Below are 18,560 nucleotides of genomic sequence, written 5' to 3'. Positions count from 1 at the left end.
AAAAATATTTCTATAGGGTGATAAATGAAATTTATGGTAGAGGTACTATGATTCATTTGCCAACAAAGATAAGAAAAAATGCCGCCAGCAATAAAAATAAAACCAATAAGATCGTATTTCCCCACCTGATCAGAAAAGGCGGCATCTGGCCGATTATATTACGGATTTTTTCACTTCGCAATTCGATCTGATCTTGCTCCTCTTCCGCTTGTCGCTTCATCTGTTCATAATTCATATAACACTCCTCTCTGTTTAATTTCCTAATTCCAACTGATTTCGTATCAAATTATAATAAGCCCCTTTCTGCTCTATCAGGGAAACATGATTTCCGACCTCCACAATCCGGCCTTTTTCTAATACAACGATCTGATCGGCATCTCTGACCGTACTCAACCGATGTGCAACAATCACAACCGTTTTACCTTTATAAAATCCTGTCAAATTTTCCACTATAGCTCTTTCGTTGTTGGCATCTAATGAGTTGGTCGCTTCATCGAAGAACAAGAAAGACGGATTTTTATAAACTGCACGCGCAATCAATATCCGTTGTCGCTGTCCCTGGCTGACTCCCTGTCCGTCTTGTCCTATCATTGTATTATATTTCAAAGGCAGATGTTCTACAAATTCCTCTATATTGGCAATACGGGCAGCCAACAACAGCCGAGCCTGATCAATATTTCCGTCATCCACCGCAATATTTCGGGCTATTGATTCGGAAAAGACATATCCGTCCTGCATAACCGCACCGCACTGACTACGCCACCAACGTAAATTAAAATACTTCAAATCGCACCCTCCGATTTGTATAGTTCCGCCAACCGGATTATAATATCCTAACAGCAATTTAATCAATGTCGTTTTCCCGCTACCGCTCGTTCCGACTATCGCCGTTATTTTCCCCTCCGGAATAGTCAGGCAGACATCATCCAAAACTTTAGGAGAACGTATTCCTTCATACTGAAACGTTACATGCTGCAGAACTATACCTTGTGATCCTTTCTCATCCGTAAAGCAGGTAACCGGTCTTTCTTCTGTCTCTTCTTCTTTTCGTTCCCGGATTTCGCTCATCCGCTCCAGGCTGATCTGCACGTCTTGCCAACCATAAATAAATTGGACAAACTGTTCGATCGGCGCATTCAGTTGTCCGATAATATACTGAATGGACAACATCATGCCCAATGATAATTCCCCACTCACCACAGAAGTTGCAGCCACAACCGTAATCACTATATTTTTTATTTCATTGACCAATATACTCCCCGCCTCTTGATTTTGTTGCAATTTCATGGATGTGATACTGGTTTGGAACAAGTCAGCCTGTATATCTTCCCATTCCCATCGGCGACGACGTTCACAATTCTGCAATTTAATTTCTTGCATCCCATTTAACATCTGCATCGTTTTACTCTGGTTACGTGCCCGTTGTTCAAATTCCTGGTAATCCAAAAGGCGACGTTTTTTCAGAAATAACACAACCCATCCTCCATACAGCATACTTCCAACCAAGAATATCATAAAAATCAACCGGTTGTAATAAAGTAAAACACCTCCAAAAACAACAAAACTGAATATTGAGAAGATCACTGTTAAGGTCTGTGCCGTCAGGAAACGTTCCACCCGTTCATGGTCTCCGATACGCTGTAAAAGATCACCAGTCATTTTAGTGTCGAAAAATTGCATGGGCAATCGCATCAGCTTAATCAAGAAATCCGATAACAAGGATATATTTATCCGTATACTGATATGCAACAAAATCCAACGTCGTATAAAATCGACTGAAGCCCGGCTCAACACCAACATCAACTGTCCGGCTAAAATCAGATATATCAAATTCAGATTTTTCCCGGCAATTCCTTTATCAACAATCGCTTGCGTAAGAAACGGGAACAATAGTTGTAACAAACTACCTAACAAAAGCCCTAATATCAACTGGACAAAAAAACGTTTATAAGGCATCATATATCCCCATAAAAACCGAAAGGGATTGCCCTGTCTTTTCACATCCTCTTTCTGGTAAAAAGCCGGTGTAGGTTGCAAAGCCATCAAAACACCTTTTTCCTCTCCCCGACTCCGAGTACAGATCCAAGCTTCTCCGAAAGCATCATCTCGCAATTTCAACAATCCTTTTCCCGGATCAGCAATATAGTAGATGTTTTTACCGTTCCGTTTGGTCTTTACATCATACAAAACAACAAAATGTTCCTGATTCCAATGCAGAATACAAGGGAAAGGACGCTGTGTAACCAACTTTTCCAATGTCAAACGACCACACACTGTACGGAATCCCAAATATTCGGCTGCATCACTCATACTAAGCAAAGAGACTCCTTCGTGCGTAACAATACACAAATCTTGCATCGTTTCGGCAGAATAATCCTTACCGTAATATTTGCAGATCATACGAAGGCAAGTCGCCCCGCATTCCATCGCATCCGGCTGCTTGATATGAGGAAAGTCATTTATCATCAGGAATGCATATTACTCCATAAAACAAATTCTTCACCTTCACCGACCGACCGGCTATAAGATTCCTGCGACCGACCGACTTTTCTCAACCCGTCTACCCAACCGAACAATCGACTGAACATCTCGTCGTCAATCTCTATCGGTTCATAAACAGTAGCGTTATGATAATGCACGTGCATAGCAAAACTGCAACCTGGCTTGGCAACCCTCTGTAATTCTTCAGCGACTTTCTCCAAACAATCCACATGATCAATAGCATTGACCGATATGATAGCATCAAAAAAACAATCTTCCACAGATATCTGTTCTGCCGGATCATTTATAAACACCACATCCGTATATAAATCCTGAGGAAAACCCAACATACGATATACAGGATTCAGAGGATCCAAACAAAACAACTGGCAATCATCAAAACAAGTTCCGCTCGGAACAGGCCCTGCACCAATATCCAACACCTTTTTTCCAGTAAAAGCATCAGGTGACAGTCTCAAAGATTTCAAATATTTCGGCTTCTGATGCAACTCTGTCCATGTAAAAATTGCCGACATTTGAACCGTATCCCATTCTATACATTGTTCCGGCAAAGGGGGAGGCGTAAAATACAACCGAGGAATCTCACCTTTATACCATCGGATATAATTGTAAATCTCATCCTTCCAAAACAAGGCTTCGGAAAGCCGTTTCTTTACAACCGGCAAAGATTCCGGCATTTCCATACTCTGAATATACCAAGAGGAAACATCATCCGGTAGCTCCCGGATAAGTGCTTCCACATAATAACGCTGAACATCCCCTGTCTTTCGCATAACCTGATCCAAAAATAAGGAAGTCACCTGCGAATCAGACCGGCGATAGAGCAAAAGCACCTTCGACAGATTAGCAAATCTAAATCCGGATAAAGCCATCTCTACCCATAACTTATAATCTTCCGCATAGATATAATCTCTGTCATACAATTCGCTCCTGTTCTTCGCTCGCATAAAATTATCTACCGCTTGCCGTCTTATGATCGCGGACGGATGTATAAGGACATTATAATAAAGCAATCCTACCCGTATATCGACATCCTGTTCAGGCGTCCTCAACAATTCGTCACTTGCTCCGAAAGTTCTTGCCCAACTACCGCAAACAGCAATATCGGGATGTTCCTCCATAAAACGGAACTGTTCGGCCAACCGGTCCGGAAACATTTTATCGTCGGCATCCATCCGGACGATATAATCTCCTTTCGCCAGAGAAATACCCCGATTCAACGAAGCTATAAAATCATGCCGACAACGGTACAAACAAATCCGTTCGTCAGCATACTCTTGTATGATCTCCACCGTATCATCCGTAGAGCCGTCATCCAGAATTATCAGTTCAAAATCACTGAAAGACTGCCCCAAAATACTGCACAAAGCATCTTCTATACAGGATGCTCCGTTATAAACAGGCATTACGATGCTGATTTTCGGCACAGATATATTTGTCAAATCCTGCATACCGGTATCTGGTTTAAAGATGAATACTTGCCATTAAAAGAAAGAAACGAATCGAAATCTCTTGTCCGTATGCTGTCATAATAACTCCGCAACTGTCCTATTTCGTCCAAATAATCCAAATAAATCATTTGGGCATCTCTGAACAATGCTCCCGATTCTTTCCGGATCATATTATAAATTCTCTCTTTATAATCTTCCGAAAACAAAGTTTCCAATATCAATAACTTATTGAACAATATCTTCGGCTGGTCAAACGAATAAGGCGGAGTGTCCCTGAACTTATGCCCGATTTCAATATCTTTCAGCAGATAGCAATAACCACCTTCCAGCCATACCTTAATGCTCAAATAAGTTTCGTCATACCCGAAATTCAAAAGCCCCTCCAAACCTTTCAGATATTCCCAGTAAGATTTGGCTCCGGCATAAGAAGCTCCCAATATGCAAGGGATCTTTACGATTCTTTCATTCGGATGTATATCTTCCCTTATCCATTGAGGTAATAAGACCTGATTATCCATACCGACAAAAGCTCCAAAAGACGGCTTATTCGGTATCAGTTTTCCCTGTACATCCAATGGCCTGCATTTACAACAATAAATTGCCCGTTCATCCTGTTTCAAATTCGACAGCAGTTTTTCCACCCACTGATCGTCGTAAAACCGCATGTGCCCGTCGATAATCAGGAAATATTCGGTCTGTATATTCCTCACCCCGATATTCCGGGATTCAGCAACCCCTCTCCGCTGATCGTTCCTAATATAGGATGTACCGAAAAACTTCGACCATTCTTCATAGTTACATAAATCGTCCGAACAATCATTGACTAATAGTATATCTACACGATTACCTGCCGTACGACGAATGCTTGCCAGGGTTTTATAAATCTCCCAACCTTCATTCAAAAACGGGATTATGACAGTCAACTCGTTCATTACATTATTCAGTTTTCAAATTCTCTACCGGATTCAGATTAGCCACACGCCAAGTTAAAGTTGTAACAATGAAAGCCGTTATGGAAGATATTATCAGAAATACAACCGCAAAGACCCACCAATCTAAAGATATCTTATAAGCAAAATTTTGTAACCAATAAAGCATGCCATAAACCGTTATCGGAACGGCCAGAACAAAAGACAAAAGTAAAATCCGAAAATAGGCGGAATTAAACCGCTTGATAATCGAAATCGTTGTTGCTCCATGTACTTTGCGCAAGCTAACCTCTTTACGCTTATACTGGCTGTCAAAAACAACTATCCCGATCACTCCAAAAAACGAGATTAAGATAGAAACCAGACTAAACAAGCTAATCATCAGATTCAAAGACGTTTCTGCTTTATAAGTATTATCCAATACATAATTAAACGGATAAACATTTACTTCGGAAGACGGATCTATCGTCTCGATTCCCTTACGAATATCAGTAATAGCTTTGTCCATCATCACTCCTTCTTGCACACGCACATACGCATACTGCGAGCTACTGTTTTCATCTCTTTTTGATAAAATAAAAGCCAGAGGTTCTGTCACATTCCGAAATGAACGATATTTGATATCCGGCATACAACCCACGATAACCCCATCCTGATCCCCCATCTTTAAATAATCGTTCGTATTCAAACTGTATTTTTTATAAGCAATATCATTGAATAAAAATGTTTCAGTCAACTGCAACTTGTCTTCTTTTCTAAAAGTGCGCCCTTCTGTAACCGGGATGCCCATTACCTCAGGAAAATCATAATCGACCCACATCGCTTGAAATTGTATTTCATTTTCTTTGTACACGGCAAAACGGCCCGAATAATAATCAGATCCGCAAAACAAAACACTGGTAAAGGATATATTTTTAACAGAGCTAAACTCCATCCATTTTTCTTTCAACACTGATAAATTCTTATTTAAATTTTGATCTAATTCAACAATTACAATCTGATCTTTATCAAATCCTAATGAGCCATTTTTCATGAATTTATTTTGCAAGAAAATAAAGAAAGATGCCATAAATAGGACAAAAGAAGCCGTAAATTGAAATCCAACCATCCAATTCCGAAACATCCGTCCGGTCGGAGACAATGCAAAAGATCCTTTTAAAACCAAAGCAGGAGAAAAAGATGTCGCATACAAAGAGGGATATAACCCTGCTAAAAAAGCAATCGTTAATGGTATAAAAAACAATTTTACAACAAAATACCAATTTGCAGACAATGAAATATCAGGCTTGATCAAGTCAGCAATAGCACTATCAGAAGCCATAAAAACCCATAACATACTTAGTAAATATGCCAGTATCGTCACAACAAGAATTTCTTTTAGTATAGCCAAACGCAAAGACCGATCCGATCGCCCCAACACTTTCTGTACATTTATACTTTTTATCCGAACCGGAACTACAGCTATACAATAATTCATAAAGTTAATAGCAGCAATCACCAAAATAAGAAAGGCAATACCAATTAAGGTATACAGTATGGCTCGACTTCCTTTTTCGGTATGAGAATCAAAATTAGTATCTGTTTCAAAATAAATGTCGCTTATATTTGTAAAGAAAAGTTCTCCACGGTTCCAGTCATAATTCTCATCTTTAAATGTCTTTTTAAAATTAGCCAAAATTTCATCTCCGGCCTTAGCATCCGCCAATTTCACAAAAAGTTGATAATTCAGATTCATCCATTCTCCTACATCCCGAGTTTCCGGCAATATCGAATAGATCATATTCCTAACAACAGAATTTTCAGGAAAATCCTTATAAACAGCGACAACAGTCAACAGATCATCACCGGCAACAATAGATTGGTTTATAGCAGATTCGTCTCCGAATAGTTTTTTCGCCATGGATTCTGGAATAGCTCAACTATTCGGAGCCATAGCGGAAAGATCCCCTTCTACAACTTCAAAGTTAAACAACTTAAGATATTGCGGATAAATCTCACGTATAGATTCGATATAAGAGAACATCTCTTCCCCCTTTTTTATATCAAAAGAAATCTTTCCGATATATCCTCTAATCGGAGCACCGATCTCTATCATAGAAGAAGACTTGAGAAACTCATCAATCATAGGTCGAGCAAAAAGAACTCCTGCCCCTTTATCAGCCAAGCGAATCTCTAATCGAAAAATACGATCTCCATCTTTGTGAAAACCGTCATACTCCCACTCATATCTAATCTGGAACATCAACAATACAAATGCAGCAAACGCAATGCTTAAGCAAAAGACATTCGAGACAAAAATCATCAGATGCCCTTTCGGGGAAAGAAAAAGATTCTTTAGATTCTGCATAATATTATTTTATTGATTCACACTATTATATCGATCATATAGAAGTCTATTATTATACAATAACTCTATATATTCACCCAATTCCATTTCAAGCGCATTAAACATGCACACACTTGATATATCTTCCTTATCTTTTAATTCTGATATTTTTTGAGAACAAGGTCCCATACAAACTGGAAGCATTTTGCAAGACAAACATTTTCTATTTTCAAATGTTGCTTTTTCAAATCGTTTTCCAATATCTTGTTTCCACTGTATATCGCCATTTTCCAATAATATTCCTTCCCTTTTTTCTGAAACAAAATCTCTTCCTGTACATTTATATACGGAGCCATCATAATTAATCGCAGCTTCATTCTTTCTATCAGCCTTACAAGCACAAGAATCTTTTCTCCAATTTAAATAAGAAACATGAAAACCATTTAAAGAAAATAAGTTTATCATATCAATCAATTTCCTATTTTCCACTTTTCCAGGGATCTGCCATATCCGTTCAAAATGTATTTCTATTCTACTCCTATCTAAATCTTTTAAATCATTTAAAATATCATCTATCCTATTCAATGTCTGCTCATCATAATTAATACGAATATTCATTTTTGAATTTGATATATTTGTATTAATCAAATGTATACTATTGATTATATCTTCATAAGAACCTTTTGTATTACTTTTGTAAAAACGTATTTTGTCGTGTCTTTCTTTACATCCATCCAAAGTTATTTGAAAAGAAGGATTAATTTCAGATAACTTATCAATAATATCTTTATTAATCAATGTACCATTGGTCGTAAAAAAAGTCGAAAATGGTAAATTATTATTTTCCATTATTTTCTGTACTTCCTTTGCTAAAGGATATGTGTCTTCTGTAAAATTTAAGAGAGGTTCTCCTCCAAAAAAATCAAGAAATATGCTATCTATTTCGCTTTTGTCTATTTTTTTCTGAACATGTTTGACTATACGCTTTTTAATTTCATCGCTAATCCTTCCTTTTACATGAGTTTCAAAACAATACCAACATCTCAAATTACATTCAATTGTTGGAAGTATTACTAAATGATAATATTTTGACTTATGTATAATATCATAATTTGCTTTTCTAATCAACTCTAATTCATTTATATCTTCATTTATAATGAATCCATTACTTATAAAGGCTTTAAACACATTAGGATATTTTTCGCCAAAATCCGTCAAATTAGTTGCAATAAAATTATCATATGTTTTTTTTGATATTAACATTATTGTATCAGACAATGTATTATAACAAATAACATTCTCATTTTTAGGTATAAAGTAAGTGTAAAAACTAATTTTCATACAATTTACGCAAATTAAGCAGTAGTTGCACCACCGCAACTACACCTACAATTGCAATTACCATTGGTTGAACAACTACAATCGCAATTACAATTTCCATTATTAGAGGTTACTCCCATACCTCCTTTAACCAATCGTAATTCATCGTCTTCCAGAATCAAATCATCCAATGGAAGACTCAATTCTTCTAACTTAAAGACTCTTTTGTTCATGATTTCTACGTTTTAACGTTAATAAAATCTACATATCTGCTTTCGCGCACGAGAAGTCCTCTAAAGAGTTTTTCCTATGATCTTCTATATGACAAAGTTTTCATGATACCTTCCCCACTTTTTGATCAAACTCAAAAACACATTATTTTTTCCTTCAATGTCTTTGAAAAATCAACTCTTTGATTATTCTTCAAAAATAATAACTAAAAAACAAAAACAACACTATAATAACATGTTATATAGCATTTTTTTATACACTATCTAAAAAATATTAATTTCTAATTTAAATCCGAACACCGTTCTTGGACTTATATGAACTGCAAACATGAGATAACGCGTTACGAGACAGTGATGCCTCTTATCGATTTATTATAAGAACAGAATGTTTGCTGTCAATTTGATTTATTTTTAATATTTTTACCAACATCTATATTCTTATTTTCAAAACCTTCAGGCAAAAGACCTCTTGTTTTCGAACCTCTTCCCCAAATCATCTAAATGATTTTTAAAATGATCCGGATGTTTTTCCAAAAACATTTAGATATTTCAGGCAAACCAACGGGATGAATCCGGAAAATCATTTAGATGATTTTTCCGGAAGAGCCAAAACAAAGGAAAAAAGGGAGTACGAAAGAGTTGAAAAAGGCATTTAAAAGCTATTTTAACACCTCACAAGTCTGATCAGAAAGGTATTTGGCGATTGACATTTTGACGGGAATATAGCCTTCCGATCGACACTACAATCTGTTTTTCAGCCATCATTCCGCTTTTCAGCCTGCCAAAAAATAGATATCGAAGCAATTCCGAAAACAAAATGACAATCGTATCTTCCGTTTCCTTAGCTTATTTGTAATCACTCCGGCCACAGACACATACAGGCAAACCTGAAGATAGCTAATCCGACATTTTGTCAATATCTGACATACGTCACACAATCTCCCAACCATCCATACTCCGGGTTCGGGAATCGAAATTTATTCCGATTCTAATAAACTTGCGTCCATCGTCTTCACTCCTTCTTGCCTTATTGTCTATTTTTACAAAATACCCGTTGGTCCAAATCGAAATACTACCCCATAAAAATGAGATTTCTATCCCATATTTTTCGATTTTCTATTGCGGGTAATATTTATTAATAATCTTACATATATTATAATACTGATTATCAACAAGATAAAAAAACGTCTCTTTTGAGGGGGTTATTGTTGTTTTTTTAAAATAAAAGCCGAACATATACAGAGTTACTCTGTTTTCTATTTAAGAATATATTATATAATCTACTTTTTTTGTACCTTTGCAGCATTTTTTAATAATCAGGCAGAAAGATGAAGAATAAGTTTGATTTTCAGCCCAAGCTGGTATCGGCGCTGAAAAACTACTCGAAGGAGAAATTTATGACCGACCTGATGGCCGGTATTATTGTCGGGATCGTAGCATTGCCACTGGCTATTGCTTTCGGTATCGCTTCGGGGGTAAGCCCGGAAAAAGGATTGATCACAGCCATTATCGGCGGGTTCATCGTATCGCTATTAGGCGGTAACAACGTGCAGATCGGAGGACCGACAGGTGCGTTTATCGTAATCGTATATGGCATTATCCAGAATTTCGGGATCGAAGGGCTGGCCATCGCCACCGTAGTCGCGGGTATTATCTTAGTGATCATGGGGGCATTGAAATTAGGGACGGTTATCAAGTTTATCCCCTACCCGATTGTCGTCGGTTTCACCAGCGGTATCGCCCTGACGATTTTTACCACACAGATGAAAGACCTTTTCGGCTTGACGATGGATAAGGTTCCGGCGGATTTTATCTCCAAATGGATCGCCTATTTCGAACATTTCGACACGGTGAACCTATGGTCGCTATTGATCGGACTCGCCAGTATCGTGATCATCGCCGTCACACCGAAGTTTTCGAAGAAAATCCCCGGTTCGCTGATCGCTATTATCCTGATGACAGTCGTTGTCTATGTCATGCGTTATCATTTGGGGATCACGGGGATCGAAACGATCGGAGACCGTTTCACCATCAACGCCTCCCTGCCCGGACCGGAAGCTATCAGCTTCAATATGGAGACGATCAACCTCTTGCTTCCTTCCGCCTTTACTATCGCAATGTTAGGAGCGATCGAATCGTTGCTCTCCGCTACGGTGGCCGACGGTGTCACGGGCGACAAGCATAACTCCAACACCGAACTGATCGCACAGGGGGCTGCCAACATCATCGTGCCGATCTTCGGCGGTATTCCTGTGACCGGAGCAATTGCCCGTACGATGACCAATATCAACAACGGCGGACGTACACCGGTGGCCGGCATCATCCACGCGATCGTGTTGCTGCTGATTTTGCTCTTTTTAGGCCCGTTGACCAAACATATCCCGATGGCTTGCCTGGCAGGTGTGTTGATTATCGTTTCTTATAATATGAGCGAGTGGCGTACGTTCCGTTCGCTGATGAAGAATCCGAAAAGCGACGTGTCGGTGTTGCTGGTGACTTTCTTCCTGACGGTGATCTTCGACTTGACGATCGCGATCGAAGTCGGATTGCTTATCGCCATGTTCCTCTTTATGAAACGTGTGGCCGAAACGACTCATGTGTCGGTAGTAAAAGACGAGATCGACCTTTCGGACGATGGTGAAATCCACCATGACGAGGAAGTCCTTTCCCTCCCTAAAGGTGTGGAAGTATATGAAATCGACGGCCCGTTCTTCTTCGGGGTGGCCAGCAAGTTCGACGATATCATGCACAATATGGGCGACAAACCGAAGATCCGTATCATCCGCATGCGCAAGGTCCCCTTTATGGACTCGACCGGATTGCATAACCTGGAGAACCTCTTCCGCATGTCACAAGCCGAACATATCCACATGATCCTTTCGGGTGTGAACGAGCATGTACGCCGCGTACTTGTCAAATCGGGTTTCGACAAAAAGATCGGAACGGAAAATATTTGCAGCAATATAAACGAGGCTGTGGCAAAAGCACGCGAAGCGACTACATAAACACGATGTGAAGGAAACGGTCGCCCGATTTATATTTATCCTGCTTTGCTTCAAATATGAATTCTTTAGCGATCGTTTCCGCATCTTCAAAACTAAATCCATCCTCCGGCTGGCTCCAATACCAGAGCTGCGGTACGTTCTGTTTGCTATTCGGTGATTCCATTGTTTTATACATTTACTTTATTCAGTAGACACAGAATTTGAAAAAACCCCTATCCGAATCAGAAATAAATATTACATTTGTCACCACATCAAAGAATAAAACCTATGAACAAGAAGGTTCTCTTTCCGCTGATAAGCCTGCTCCTGTTACTGGCAGGAACGACTTTTCCTGAATCCGTCTACGCACAAATCAGCGAAGGTGGAACACCCGCTTCTTTCAAGTATCAAAACACACTGAAAAGCGATCTGCCAACCGTCCGGATTCCCATCGACTTCAGCGTAGAAGACCTGAAAACAGTCGACAGATGGCAGGTCAGCCAGGGGGCGCCGCTGAAAGTTTCCAAACTCATACAGACCGATTTAAGCATAGACAATGCGGGAAACTGGATAACATTGCCCGGAGGTGAAAAGATATGGCAATTACGTTTACAAGCCAAAAATGCAATCGCATTAATGCTTTATTATAAAGAGTTCTATATCCCGGAAGGAGGACGTTTATTCATTTACAATGCTGATAAGTCGCATGTAATCGGCGCTTTTACACACGCAAACTCCGTTACGTCAAAATTTGCAACCGAATTTGTGGCCGGTGACGATATCATCCTTGAATATGAAGCAGCTGCAAGCGGTGAAAAACCGCGTATCTATATCGATGAAGTAGGTTACGGGTACAATCATTTGTTTGTTTCTAACCGCTTCAAAGATACCGAAGAGGAGCTTTCGGGTCCCTGCATGGTAAATATAAACTGTGAAGAGGGAGACGAATGGCAAAACCAAGGAAAAGGAGTCTGCCGGATGATTGAAAAAATAGGAAACTATGCCTTTCTGTGCAGCGGTTCGTTAGTCAACAATACGGCCAAAGACAAAAAACCTTATATACTTTCAGCTTTTCATTGTACGGAAGACCTGGAACACAATACGTCGACCAGCAAAGACGATTACAATCAATGGTTATTCTATTTCCATTTTGAACATTCAGGATGCGACAATACATCTCCCATTCAGAATTATAAGACAATGGTCGGATGTTCGAAAGTTGTTTCCATACCGATAGAAAAAGGTTCAGACGGTTTATTGTTACTGCTTAACAGAAGTATTCCGGAAAACTATGATGTTTATTTTAACGGATGGGACCGGACCAACAACATAAGCTTGTCCGGAGTAGGAATCCATCACCCAGGTGGAGATTATAAGAAAATATCCACGTATGGCAATCATTTGCCTTCAAGCGCCACTTGGAAAAATTCCGATAGCGATGAAACAGGAACGGCAAATGCACACTGGAATATCATATTCGACGAAACGCCAAACGGGCACAGTGTCACGGAAGGCGGTTCGTCCGGTTCACCCGTATTCAATCAAAATAAACTGATAATCGGAACATTAAGCGGAGGAAATTCGAGTTGTGAAGATCCGGAAGGCATAAACCTCTATGGCAAATTATTTTATCACTGGAACAAATACAGCCAAGCCGATACCGGACGTATGGATAAATGGTTAGACCCTACCGGATCAGGAGTGACTTTACTTAACGGGATGTCGCAATCAGGCAAAGAGTATAACACCTCATTGCAAAAACCAACCGAAGTAAAAGCTGCACTTAGTTCTGACAATACTATAAAAATAAGCTGGAAAGCACCTGTATACAAACAAATAATCGGCTGGGGAAGCCAGGATGTCACCTATATGATCGGACTTGAAGGTGAACCTTTCTATGCAGGACAAAGATGGGAAGCAAAGGAATTAGAAGCAATCGATACTAAAACCATTACTTCCGTAAACTTCTTTCCTGAAGCGAATGTCGAGTATTCCGTATACATCGTGCAAGGAGACCGGACATACGAACAAGACGTGACATCTTATGATCCGTATGAAATATACTCAGTCCCTTTAAAAACTCCGTTTACAATCGATGCAAATGAAGATTTAATTGTTGCCTTTCATGTTAAAAAATATAATAAGACAACTTATCCTGTTTATTTGGATGAAGGACCGGCAATCGATCAAAAAGGAAATTTAATTTCTATGGATGGCAAAACCTGGGAACTTTTGCAGGATGATATCGATTGTAACATTGTTTTATCGGCAATCGTCAGTTCCGAAGAAGGAAAGGTAACCCAACTCCGGAGCTTAGGTACAGACAGTAAACCAATTGCAATCAAGAAATCGACACATTCTTTTGATATCCGAGAGTCTCAATTGAAATCTTTAGTTCAGGAAGGTAATTCAATTACTGCGTTTCCTGAAATCACCCAATATAATATCTACAAAAATAATACTAAGCTCGCATCTGTAGCTCCTACCGAAAGGGAATATACGGACAAACAAATCTCCGTTATTGATAACATATATGGAGTATCGGCCCAATATGGCGTAGAAGAGAGTGATATAAAAGATATTGTCTATGATGCAAGCGTAGATATTGAAAATATAGCTCTTTCTGAAATATCGCTCACTCCTACCGTATTCAAGGAACAAATACAATTGACAAGCAATAAACCGGTTGATTTACTGGAAGTATTTTCTATCGATGGTAAAAAATTCATGCATCTGAAATATCCGGGAAATATCATTAAAACCGGTTCCCTTCCCTCCGGTATTTACTTCTTCCGTCTTCATACGGACGACGACATAAAGGTGATTAAGGGTTTTAAAAATTAAAAATGGAAAATTGAGAATTAAAAAATGGAAGATTGAAAGATATTGCAATATCCTATAGTCTTCCATTTTTTAATTCTTAATTTTTAATTCTTAATTTTCACGCCGATACCGTCACCTCAAACCCTTCCCGACGTGCACGGTCGGCAATTGCTTCCAGTTCGTCTTTTGTCACCTTCTTCAGGTTCTTTACGGGCGTTTCGCGATCTATTGTATAGATCATGACCTGTTTAGGCTTGATTTGCTTCAGAGCCTCCAGCCAGCCGGATATTTCGGGTTCGGTCGTGTTCGTCACGCTTTCGCCGTCAACCTCTCCTTTCAGGAACATGGTTTGGATAATCAGATTGCCATTGAAACGGCAAAGCTGTTCCAGCAATCGGTCGAAAGTAAAGGACGGGGAATTCGGCACATTCAGTTGCCCGATGCGACTGTCCGATACGGAATCGAGCTTCAATATATTATCTTCAATCTTATTCAATGCCAGGAAAACATCCTCCTTATGAAGCAGGGTCGAATTGGAAAGGACAGCAATCTTTGCTTTCGGGAAAAAGCGGTTACGGGTCTCGATCGTATCGTCGATGATACCGGCAAATTCCGGGTGCATGGTAGGTTCGCCATTCCCGGCAAATGTGATTACGTCGGGAGCGATACCCTCTGCCTGCATGGAAGACAATTTATCGATCAGAGCTTCCTTTACCTCCGCACGGGTCGGCAGTTTACTACGCGTACGACGGTTCTCATTCAGTCCGCATTCACAATAGATGCAGTTGAACGAACAAAGTTTCCCGTCTGTGGGAAGCAGGTTCATACCCAAAGAAACACCTAACCGACGGCTATGGACCGGCCCGAATACTATTTTATCAAAAAGAATTGTAGACATAATAATTTATATTTGAATGCAAAGCTACAAAAGTTATCAGAATTTCCAGCGCAACAATGTATATACATCTGTTTTGATATGCCCTTCGATCTCTTCCAAGTCGGTGCCGATCACATCGCGATCAGCATAATACGTGTATCCGAATTTAGCGGAAAGTGAAAGTCGCTTCACGATATCCCACCGGAAAGAAAGTGCCAGCCGGACTCCTTTTCCATAAAAGGAAGGCATATTGAAGGCATACAAGATATTCTTTTCATAAGAGGATATCCGGGTCTGATAATTATCCGTATGAAAGCCTGCCACATAAAAATCTGTCTGAACAGGGATATCAACCGGTTTCCAACCTACGCCCTGGGCAATCAGCCACCCCCTGCTCTTTTCGTTTGCTTCCGTATAACAAATGCCGTCTGCGGATGTCCGCAACGAGACGGACGAAGAAACCGCATACAAGACTTGCATCCGCAAACGCTGTTGACGGTAGGGTTCTATATCTTCCTTTTGTTTGTGTTTATAACGGACGTACACGGATAGGTTCCGGCTCGGTGTATAATCGAGCTGAAGCATATATTCCTTTCCCGTCGACGGCGCATCCACTCCATATCTCAGCCAAGGAAACCGGAATACATCCGCATACGCGGACAACTTCCAACGGACAAAAGGCGTCCATTGCATTCCCATATACACTCCCTGTTCATTCCGGACAGCCGAGTTTTGTGAAAAAGCATTCCCGAAAAAAGCCTGATAGCGTTTATCATAATAACGATACAATACCAACAGGGAAAAATAAGAGGCAGGCGTCAACTGCAAGGCATTCAGGGAGGCAACCGCCCTATTCCGGCTTAAAGCCGTTTCGCCGTAAAACTTGATCAACTTATTTTTCAACAGATAATCCACACTGACATTCCAATTCCGGTTACCGCGAAAATAGAAAAGGTTGTAAGGTTTCGGATCAGGCCGTATCGAATCGTTTCCAAAGGAATAGGAGAGGGCGGTCAGGCCGATACATAAATCGGGTGTTGCATATCGTATGTTCCCGCCATATGTCCGCATGGAAACGTCACGCATTTTCTCCCTGTCCCGCACCAGACGATGCAAACCGTCCGTTTTGAACGAAGTAACGATCGTGCTGTCCACACTTCCATCCAACTTCCGATACGAATAGAACAGGCTGATATCTAACTTTTTCCAGTTGACGGTAGCAGCCGCTCCCCAGAAGAAGTCGTTTTCATTGGTTGAAAAATGCCGACGGAATCCGTTCGTCCTTCTTTCCGCTTGCGAGACAAGGGCATTCCGGCCGGGAGAAAAATCATTGCTGATCACCAGACCTTGCCCGAAAGATATTTTATAATCGCCTATGGCAAGACTTTTCAACCATTTATTCATATCTTTCAGAAAGAGGTGTACCGAATAGTAGTCATACCCTTTATGATATTCATTCCAGAAAGGTTCTCCCGCATCTTTTTCTGCGACCAGACCGAACCGGATACGTTCATCGAATGCATACGAATAACGAACAGAATGATAAAACGGCTCTCCCAAATACTTCCGATTCGGATATTGCTGTAATACACTGTCAGGATATGAACAATAGCCTTTCTTTTGTTGAAAACATCTGTCATATCTGATTTGAAGGCTATTAGAACCTCGTTTCAACAAGTTTTTCACTGTAATAGGACGTTTATCAACTATTATTTCACCGATATAAACAAACGGGACAAGCAAGGAAATCGTCTCTAAATCGAACGCTTCCACATTTTTAAGTTCATAAAGAGTCAACATTTTTCCATAGCGCAAACGATATGCCAACAATTCCCGTATCTGTAGATCGGATAGAAAAGGGAGACGTTTCAATTGTTCCTCCGTCACTGTATTGAGTTCGAAAGGGTGTTCTACAAGGTAGGAAAGATCGGTATAAAGTGCTTCAATACGCTCTTCATCTTCTGTTTCCGAAGCCATTTCTTCTATATATTCCATCCACTTATCAACAGAATATAATGTCTGGCTTTTAAGTTGATAACTACTTATTAACAAGCATACCAACAGGTTTATAAACATTCGTTTCATAGTCAAGCCTGATTAAAAGGAATAACTTAAACCCAGTCCGGTACTGACTCCCAAAACCGGATGATAAACTGTCGCGACATCTACTGTAAATCCAACCAGACGGTATCCGATACCCAAAGTGGGCAGGAGAGGAGTGGCCTGTACTCCCGCCCGTATACGAAAGTTTCCGAACGGAGCATATTCAATGCCCGCATTTCCTGTCAATACATGCGTTTTATTGCTTTCAACGGTTCCTGCTATCAACAACCCGTTAATAACCTCCCATTGAAAACCTATTTGTACGGAATAACCGATAAAACATTTTATTTCAGCAGTATGTTTATGAATGGCAATAGAAGGAAAATCCATTATCAACATTCCAATCAACAGTTTGTCAACGGGAGCAAACAAAATTCCGACATCTGTGGAAAGTTGCTTCGGTACTTCTTCCCACAAGTCGGTCTGTAACATCTTATATTGGAAACCAATGCCGATCCTCCACCGGTCATTCAACCGTTTCCCGACCGACAACCGAAAAAGAGTTTCCCTATACTGATCGTATCCGAAAGAAGAGATATCAACACCTGCCGACAACAACGGATTAGGGTAGACAAAACCAATTCCAACCGTTCCCAGTTCTTTTACTCCATAACGGTTAAAGTATTCTAAATGAAGAACTTTATCAGTATGCAAAGCTACCAATGACGGATTAAACAAAACAGATTGCGTAACCCCGTTTCCTCCCATTCCCAAACTACGGATATCGGGAATACGGAGGTTATCAACAGCATGAATGTTGATAGATACAAAAAACAAAACGAACAAACTTATTGATTTCATAGCAAGGTTTGTTTAAATCGTCAACTTTCGGGATTAATAAATTGTGGAAAGGTTACAGCGTGTTTCATAGTCTGTTGATTTTAATTGTTTATATTGTCACAAAGGTAATGATTTATATAATCCCTGCAACACATTAACAACTTATTTATAACACATCCCCACGGCTCTTTCATTTAAAAAATAGACGAATATTGAAAATAAGGCTTATTTTATC

13 protein-coding genes are annotated in these 18,560 nt (G+C 39.9%); 2 read left to right on the top strand and 11 right to left on the bottom strand.

Annotated features, from left to right (window positions below):
* Positions 1 to 52 precede the first annotated feature (52 nt).
* The 7 genes from RDN79_RS08365 to RDN79_RS08335 are packed head-to-tail and all read right to left on the bottom strand — an operon-like array spanning position 53 to position 8,549.
* Positions 53 to 235, bottom strand: coding sequence for a hypothetical protein (locus RDN79_RS08365; protein ID WP_298548122.1), 183 nt, complete (start codon positions 233 to 235; stop codon positions 53 to 55).
* Between the two features lie 17 nt (positions 236 to 252).
* Positions 253 to 2,466: a peptidase domain-containing ABC transporter gene (locus RDN79_RS08360; protein WP_298548119.1), complete on the bottom strand. Its 2,214-nt coding sequence runs from the start codon at positions 2,464 to 2,466 to the stop codon at positions 253 to 255.
* A complete protein-coding gene (locus RDN79_RS08355) occupies positions 2,466 to 3,953 on the bottom strand; it encodes a glycosyltransferase (RefSeq protein ID WP_298548116.1) in 1,488 nt (495 codons plus the stop codon). The genes RDN79_RS08360 and RDN79_RS08355 overlap by 1 nt, the downstream gene beginning before the upstream one ends.
* Positions 3,941 to 4,885 (bottom strand): glycosyltransferase, encoded by a 945-nt coding sequence (locus RDN79_RS08350; RefSeq protein WP_298548113.1) that lies wholly within the window; start codon positions 4,883 to 4,885, stop codon positions 3,941 to 3,943. Before RDN79_RS08350 ends, RDN79_RS08355 begins: the two co-directional genes overlap by 13 nt.
* Positions 4,886 to 4,889: 4 nt before the next feature.
* Complete coding sequence (locus RDN79_RS08345; protein WP_298548111.1) at positions 4,890 to 6,782, bottom strand: ABC transporter permease; 1,893 nt, start codon at positions 6,780 to 6,782, stop codon at positions 4,890 to 4,892.
* 15 nt (positions 6,783 to 6,797) lie between these two features.
* Positions 6,798 to 7,229 carry a hypothetical protein gene (locus RDN79_RS08340; RefSeq protein ID WP_298548109.1) on the bottom strand — a complete coding sequence of 144 codons (432 nt, stop codon included), beginning with the start codon at positions 7,227 to 7,229 and terminating at the stop codon, positions 6,798 to 6,800.
* Between the two features lie 9 nt (positions 7,230 to 7,238).
* Entirely contained in the window at positions 7,239 to 8,549 is a 1,311-nt protein-coding gene (locus RDN79_RS08335) for a radical SAM/SPASM domain-containing protein (protein ID WP_298548107.1), read from the bottom strand.
* Positions 8,550 to 10,086: 1,537 nt separating this feature from the next.
* Here RDN79_RS08335 and RDN79_RS08330 point away from each other — a divergent pair.
* Positions 10,087 to 11,763 (top strand): SulP family inorganic anion transporter, encoded by a 1,677-nt coding sequence (locus RDN79_RS08330; protein WP_298548105.1) that lies wholly within the window; start codon positions 10,087 to 10,089, stop codon positions 11,761 to 11,763.
* Here RDN79_RS08330 and RDN79_RS08325 read toward each other — a convergent pair.
* A complete protein-coding gene (locus RDN79_RS08325) occupies positions 11,756 to 11,926 on the bottom strand; it encodes a hypothetical protein (RefSeq protein ID WP_298548103.1) in 171 nt (56 codons plus the stop codon). The two genes, RDN79_RS08330 and RDN79_RS08325, sit on opposite strands and share 8 nt — an antisense overlap.
* 104 nt (positions 11,927 to 12,030) lie before the next feature.
* Here RDN79_RS08325 and RDN79_RS08320 point away from each other — a divergent pair, with 104 nt between their 5' ends.
* Positions 12,031 to 14,586, top strand: a complete 2,556-nt coding sequence (locus tag RDN79_RS08320) for a protease (RefSeq protein ID WP_298548100.1) — start codon at positions 12,031 to 12,033, stop codon at positions 14,584 to 14,586.
* A gap of 97 nt (positions 14,587 to 14,683) precedes the next feature.
* On the opposite strand, the gene RDN79_RS08315 is transcribed toward RDN79_RS08320, so the two are convergent.
* Genes RDN79_RS08315 through RDN79_RS08305 form a run of 3 tightly spaced genes read right to left on the bottom strand, consistent with a single transcriptional unit; the run spans position 14,684 to position 18,346 of the window.
* Positions 14,684 to 15,463, bottom strand: a complete 780-nt coding sequence (locus RDN79_RS08315) for a radical SAM protein (protein ID WP_298548098.1) — start codon at positions 15,461 to 15,463, stop codon at positions 14,684 to 14,686.
* A gap of 36 nt (positions 15,464 to 15,499) precedes the next feature.
* Positions 15,500 to 17,527, bottom strand: coding sequence for a helix-hairpin-helix domain-containing protein (locus RDN79_RS08310; RefSeq protein ID WP_308573126.1), 2,028 nt, complete (start codon positions 17,525 to 17,527; stop codon positions 15,500 to 15,502).
* A 12-nt stretch (positions 17,528 to 17,539) separates the two neighbouring features.
* Positions 17,540 to 18,346 carry a hypothetical protein gene (locus tag RDN79_RS08305; RefSeq protein ID WP_298548091.1) on the bottom strand — a complete coding sequence of 269 codons (807 nt, stop codon included), beginning with the start codon at positions 18,344 to 18,346 and terminating at the stop codon, positions 17,540 to 17,542.
* Positions 18,347 to 18,560: the final 214 nt, after the last annotated feature.

Origin of the sequence: uncultured Parabacteroides sp., from assembly GCF_902493135.1 — a bacterium.
Lineage (GTDB): Bacteria > Bacteroidota > Bacteroidia > Bacteroidales > Tannerellaceae > Parabacteroides.
The sequence above is the reverse complement of the archived record's forward strand: the minus strand, read 5'-3'. Positions and strand labels throughout refer to the sequence as shown.